The sequence below is a fragment of the Oceanobacillus polygoni genome (genome assembly GCF_008304605.1).
Lineage (GTDB): Bacteria > Bacillota > Bacilli > Bacillales > Amphibacillaceae > Oceanobacillus > Oceanobacillus polygoni.
In genome coordinates, this window is record NZ_PIJY01000003.1 from 50,830 (window position 1) to 57,135 (window position 6,306).

Genomic DNA, 6,306 nt, shown 5'->3' on the forward strand with positions numbered 1-6,306 from the left:
CAAAATCTCTCCTTTAATTTTTAATAATTTATATAAATTTAATTTAATTTTTCTAGCATAATTGGATACTCTGCAATCTGAATACGTTCTTTTAATTCGCTACCGTTCAAATCACCATCCTTATTGTAATCAAACCCTTTAATACTAACAGAGGTATATAAATCACAATCGGCTATCATGTGATGTGGCAAAGTTCCAAATACATGCTTGCCTTTAATATCACTTGATTCTACACGCTCAAATATAGGAACATCCTTCAAAAATGGAAATTCTTCTTTCAAAATTTGAATAGTTCCTTTATGACGACTTACAATGATGAAATCATTTCTATTATCTAAAGGATAAATTTCCAACGCAGTCAAACAATACTTATATACATTTATATTTGATTTAATAATATCCAATCCTGTTTCAAAAACTGTATCTCTAGGCAATTCCAAGCCATAATATTCATTGATTCCATGTTCAACCAATTGACTAGGTGAAAGAGCAGAAATAATAACTGTATTTTCCGAATCTTTATTATCATACCGTATTAAATCTTTTACCGCCGGGAATCCAAAAGCTACTACTTTATTTCTTTTCAATAAATCATTCAGCTTCATTTATTCACCTGCCTTTCAATAAAATGTTTTCATCTCCTTTATTTTTTCATGCAATATTTTTTTATATAAAAGTAATCTTTCATGCCGATTAGATTTTCTTTTCTTACTAGGATGTATTGATGTATATTCAGCAACTTTTTTCAAATAATAAGCAATTTTTTTATCTAACATAAAATCATCCTTTCTATAAAAAAATAATAATAATTCGCTAGGTTCAAACAATAATAAGAACCATTACGGCGCTTATCAGTCGCTCACTTTATAAGGTTATGGCGACATATAGTAGATTGTTTTTACAATCATTAGCACCCTCGCTATGGACTGCTACAGCTTGTTTTAAAAGTGTTAGCTGTCATCACTTAGATTACGACTAATGACAAATCCATCAATAAACGTTACAATAAAAGTGTCTAGGTTTTATTGATTGCGTGTATGATAAATTATCATATGCGCTTTCTTTCTATATGTAGTTTTCAATGTGCCATTCCCCTTTACGCATTTTCAAACCAATTCTTCAAGTGGTATAAATTCACACTTTTCATTCGTTATCAAATGCCATTATTGAATTGATTCCCTTCCTTGAAATATCAAAGTTCTTAGATATTCTTCTATAAGAAACACCATGCAATAATAATTTTTCAACTATTTCTTTTGAAATAGGTTGTTGCATGTAATGTTCTACCTGTATTGATCTAAAAGCTAATTTCATCCTAGCTTGCCAATCACCTTCCATTTCCTTTGCTAAAGAAACAGCTTTTTTCATTGAAGATTGCATTTCCTTAAAATCCATTTGTATTCCCCCCTCAAAGTACTATAATTTATTTATTCAATAAATATTTATCTTTTTGTTCTTTTTTGCTACAATTATCTTCAAAAAAAAGTCTCCAATCAGTTTCAATTACATCAGCAATTCTTTTAGCAACTTTAACACTTGGACTTCTTGAACCTAACTCAATTTGAGTATAGTAAGGTCTTTTTATATCAGATAACTTTGCTAATTCTGCATGTGTTAATTCTTTTTCAGTTCTTTTATCAAACAACCATTCTCTTTTTTTCATATCATTAAATCACCTGCTTTTTTTGTAGCGTTTTGCTACTTGTTAATTACAAGTATATAGTAGCGATTTGCTACAGTCAATAGTTTTTTGTACTTTTTTGATACATTTTTTATTCTTTTTTTATGTAGCTTTATGCTACCAAAAATTACGGGTATAATAATCACATAAGAACGGATTACAATTGTATACCGTTATAGAAATGAGGTTATTTAAAATGTTAGGCGATAGACTAAAAAAGCTAAGAAAGCAACATAATCTATCTCAAGAAGAACTATCAAAAAAATTAGATATATCAAGAGGAACATATGCTCATTATGAAATAAATAAAAGACAGCCTGATTACGAAACACTAAAAAAAATTGCTAATTACTTTAATGTATCATTGGATTTTTTAATCACTGGAAACGAATTTAGCAATTCACCAGATGAAATGTGGAAAGAATTTCTAGACCCTAAAACACAAATATTTTTTAAAGATTTACAGGGTGCTCCAGAAGAAAAAATAGAAGAATTAATTCGTTTTTGGGAATTCATTCAAGAAAGAGACAAAAAAAAATAGGCTCTATATTTAGGGCTTTTTTTATACCATTCAATCGAACAAATGTTTCTAAGAGGTGATTAATTATGAAATATCAATCAACACTATTAGAGGACGCAATAAAAAAATTTTATAATCAGTTAAACATTCATAATCCTAGCCAATTAGATATGAGAGAAATAGCCAAATCATTAAATATCCCTATACACTTTTTGCCTATTCATAGTAGAACTTACAACGGAGAAATTATTATTGATTCCCGATTACCTCCAGAAATCCAATGGGAAGACTTTGGACATGAACTCTGTCACATCCTTTTACAATATGGTAATCAAATAATAAACATAAACACTCTTTTTTTAGAATATCAAGAATGGAAAGCTAATAATTTTGCACTGCATTTTTGTGTTCCCACTTTTATGTTGCAAAAATATAAAATAAGTACCATTAATGAAGGTATTTATATAATTAAAAATAAGTTCAACGTTACTGATGAAATTGCAAAAAAAAGACTGAATCATTATAGAAATCAATTGATTCAATCTAATTCAAAAACTACATATTGGTTTTATAAATAGGAATTAAAGGATTACGAGTTTAATTAATTGTAATAATATTGTCAATTGGCTGGATTCCTTTGTACTCTCAAAAACATCATCACCATTACTTAGGAAGGAAGTAATTGCTAAATAGCAAATTAAAAAATCTTCCGACAAAGCACTATTATTGTATAACCCAAGATATTTCTTTTTACCATCCTGTATCTATCTTCATGAAAAATTTTTTCAAACAAGTTTATTATCATAATTTGCATGTTAGGTTCCTCTAATAAAAATTTTTTACTGGCTTGAGTAATAAATATATTTCTACAAATAGTATTTTTACTTTTCTATTGACATTAACGTTGCGTAATACCTTATAGTTCCAAATGAAGGAGGTGCTAAAAGGTGGTAAAGAGAGTAAGAGAAGTGGCTGATTTAATCGGTGTTAGTACGCGTACACTGCGTCACTATGACCAGATTGGATTGTTGTCTCCAAAAGAAACTACCAGTGCTGGCTATCGATTATACTCGGAAGAAAACCTTAAAACGTTACAACAAATTTTATTCTTTAAAGAACTTGGTTTTCCCCTAAAGGAAATAAAAAAGATTATATATAGCCCTTCATTTAATCAACGGGAAGCATTGCTTCTCCAACGGAAAATGTTAATAGAGAAACGAAATAATATTGATAAAATGATTAAAACTATCGATAAAACAATTAAACATATGCTAGGTGAAATAGAGATGACAAATGAAGAAAAATTTGAAGGCATTAACTTTAGTCATAAAGCATATGAACAAGAAGCACGTATACGTTGGGGAAATCAATCTGTTGAGCATTTAAATGCAAAAATAAAAAGCATGTCAAAGGAAGAGCAAAAAAGTTTATCGAAAAGATGGGAGACAATTTTCAATAAGCTTGCCCTCTTTCGTGACTATTCAGCCGAATCTCAAGATGTACAAGCTATCATAAAAGAATGGTATGATTTTTTAAACGAAAATTTTAAGAACTACTCTCTTGATGAATTCTATGGATTAGGTCTGCTTTACATGGAAGATGAACGATTTACAAAAAACATTGAACAGTATGGTGCAGGTTTAACGAGATTGATGAGTGAAGCAATGAAAGTATTTGTAGATAATCAAAAATAAAAAGGTGGTAACAATGAAATTAATTATAGAAAACACAATTGAACAATATGAACAGTTATTCTCTATGGACGAAGATAGAGAAAATTATTTCCGATACTCCATGATGAAACCTTTTGAAAAGATGTGGAACACGATTAATGTTCCATTAAAGGCAAAAGAACCCAATGGTTATGATGTCATAATGGCAACAAATATGCTTGGATACCTTCATGTATCGGAAACCAATACTGGAAGAAAAGCATTAGAAAATCTAAAAGAAATTAAAGCCCTTGAAACAGCACGTAATGCGTTGAACGATTGCATTCATTTTATTGAAAAAAATAATTTAAATATAAATGCGGATGAATTAAGATTTGGAATGTATATAGCTGACCCGAAGAAACTAGAATTACAAAAAGGTTATTGTGGATTTGGCGGAATTCCTGGATTTATTCAAGTGTCTATTTATCCCGATTCCTATAATATTCCTAAAATTCCTGCTGTCATTGCCCATGAACTTAACCATAACATCCGTTTTTCTTACTTTGATTGGGATCATGGCAATGTAACTGTTGGTGATTATTTAATCATAGAAGGCTTGGCGGAATCATTTGCAAAAGAAATGTATGGCGCAGAGCTTTTAGGACCTTGGGTGACCTCTTTTGATAAAGAAGACTTAGAGTATTCTACCGAAGTAATAAAAGACGCATTAGATGTTAAGGGGTTTGCGGAAGTTAGTAGCTACATGTTTGGAGATAAAATTTCAGTGGAACAAGGATACCAACCTGTGGGGCTATCACCATTTGCTGGTTATGCTGTAGGATTCCAAGTTGTACAGTCTTTTATGAAAGAAAATAACATAGGAATTGCAGAAGCAACCCTATTAGGAACAGATGAAATAATTAATAATTGTGGATTGTTTACTAAATAAAAACGGATGAACAACCCAGACTAAAAATAAATGTTTTACCATATGAATTAATTGAAACAAAACAATCTACTTTTACTCAAAAATAGTATAGAACGAGTAATTTTCATATCATTATTATAAAATATAGTGTAAAGAGGAGTGAGATAATGGAACTACCAAAAATTCATTTTTCATCTAGTAGCATTTTGATTGATTCTTGGATGAAAATTTTGATTACTGGTCTCTCTCCAGATGATGTTGTAACGCTTAAAGCCGAAATGCGGGATAACTTAGGAACAGAATGGGAATCCCACGCTATATTTAAAGCTGATTCTAACGGAAAAATTGATTTAAGGACTGCAAAACCAATGTCAGGAACTTATACTGAAGTCGATGAAACAGGTCTTTTTTGGTCTATGTTGCCTGTCTCCAATATAAAATCAAACAAGCAAACATCATTAAAACCCTTGGAAACCAAATTAGTATTGATAAGACAAAAAGAAGTATTAGATGTAATCTCTTTGAAACGTCATTTTGTTTTACCCGAAATTAAAAGAATCCCTATTCATGAACAAGGGTTAGTTGCAACATCTTTTTTCCATCCCGAAGAGGAACCTCTTCCAACCATCATTATCCTTGGAGGGTCTGAGGGTGGGTTATATGAGGAACAGGCGGCACTTTTAGCTTCCTATGGGTTTAACACGCTAGCTTTAGCTTACTTTGGTGTGGAAGATTTACCAGATGAGTTGGTTAATATTCCAATTGATAATATTGAAAAAGCTATAAATTGGCTAAGTAGTCAACCGAATGTAGATTCTAATAAACTTGGTATGATGGGAACATCAAAGGGTGGAGAGCTAGCACTATTGTCAGCTTCCATGTTTCCAGCAATTAAAGCAGTGGTGGGGTATGTACCAAGTTCGGTTGTCTATCCTGGTATTAGTCAAAAAAATGGAAGTTCTTCCTCTTGGAATTATAAAGGAGAGGAAATTCCCTATGCAAAAGGGAAAATACCTGAAAAGGTTGGGGCTTCTTTAGGAAATTGTATACAAACAGGAAAACCTTTAATCTTTCGGGATTGGTATCTGCATTTGGCGGAAGGACAAACGAATGCCGAAATTTCAGTAGAAAACATAAATGGTCCTGTTCTTTTGATTTCGGGTGGTGATGATAAATTGTGGCCATCAGATATAATGTCTGATAGAGTAATAGAGCGTTTAAAGCGAAACAATCATCCCTTTTATTTTGAACATAAAATCTATCCCAGTGCGGGGCATTATTTTATTGCTCCTGGCATGCCAACAACCCATTCAGATAAGATTTCTTTTGCTTCGAATTCCACAATGCTACTTGGTGGAAACTCTCATGACAATGCGGTTGCTCATGCTGACGCTTGGAGAAAAGCAAAGGAGTTTTTTAAAGAATATTTAGGTGAACAGGAAAGAGGCTGGGACAAAACCCCAGTAAGAAAATAAGCGTGGTACCTCGGGTACCACGCTTATTTTTATTATAAATATCATAT

General features: G+C 31.5%; 8 protein-coding genes. 5 read left to right on the top strand and 3 right to left on the bottom strand.

What is annotated here, in order from left to right:
• Positions 1–38: 38 nt before the first annotated feature.
• The 3 genes from F1560_RS01395 to F1560_RS01405 all read right to left on the bottom strand — a co-directional run bounded on the left by F1560_RS01395 (position 39) and on the right by F1560_RS01405 (position 1,663).
• Positions 39–605 (bottom strand): hypothetical protein, encoded by a 567-nt coding sequence (locus F1560_RS01395; protein ID WP_149472880.1) that lies wholly within the window; start codon positions 603–605, stop codon positions 39–41.
• A gap of 538 nt (positions 606–1,143) precedes the next feature.
• Complete coding sequence (locus F1560_RS01400) at positions 1,144–1,395, bottom strand: hypothetical protein (RefSeq protein ID WP_149472881.1); 252 nt, start codon at positions 1,393–1,395, stop codon at positions 1,144–1,146.
• A gap of 28 nt (positions 1,396–1,423) precedes the next feature.
• Positions 1,424–1,663: a helix-turn-helix transcriptional regulator gene (locus F1560_RS01405; RefSeq protein ID WP_149472882.1), complete on the bottom strand. Its 240-nt coding sequence runs from the start codon at positions 1,661–1,663 to the stop codon at positions 1,424–1,426.
• Between the two features lie 214 nt (positions 1,664–1,877).
• Here F1560_RS01405 and F1560_RS01410 point away from each other — a divergent pair, with 214 nt between their 5' ends.
• The 5 genes from F1560_RS01410 to F1560_RS01430 all read left to right on the top strand — a co-directional run bounded on the left by F1560_RS01410 (position 1,878) and on the right by F1560_RS01430 (position 6,259).
• Entirely contained in the window at positions 1,878–2,222 is a 345-nt protein-coding gene (locus F1560_RS01410) for a helix-turn-helix domain-containing protein (RefSeq protein WP_149472883.1), read from the top strand.
• A 65-nt stretch (positions 2,223–2,287) separates the two neighbouring features.
• Positions 2,288–2,779 carry an ImmA/IrrE family metallo-endopeptidase gene (locus F1560_RS01415; protein ID WP_149472884.1) on the top strand — a complete coding sequence of 164 codons (492 nt, stop codon included), beginning with the start codon at positions 2,288–2,290 and terminating at the stop codon, positions 2,777–2,779.
• A gap of 369 nt (positions 2,780–3,148) precedes the next feature.
• Positions 3,149–3,895 (top strand): MerR family transcriptional regulator, encoded by a 747-nt coding sequence (locus tag F1560_RS01420; protein WP_149472885.1) that lies wholly within the window; start codon positions 3,149–3,151, stop codon positions 3,893–3,895.
• A gap of 13 nt (positions 3,896–3,908) precedes the next feature.
• On the top strand, positions 3,909–4,805 hold the full coding sequence (locus tag F1560_RS01425) for a DUF2268 domain-containing putative Zn-dependent protease (protein ID WP_149472886.1): 897 nt from the start codon (positions 3,909–3,911) through the stop codon (positions 4,803–4,805).
• Between the two features lie 146 nt (positions 4,806–4,951).
• Positions 4,952–6,259, top strand: a complete 1,308-nt coding sequence (locus tag F1560_RS01430; RefSeq protein WP_149472887.1) for an acyl-CoA thioesterase/bile acid-CoA:amino acid N-acyltransferase family protein — start codon at positions 4,952–4,954, stop codon at positions 6,257–6,259.
• Positions 6,260–6,306 lie beyond the last annotated feature (47 nt).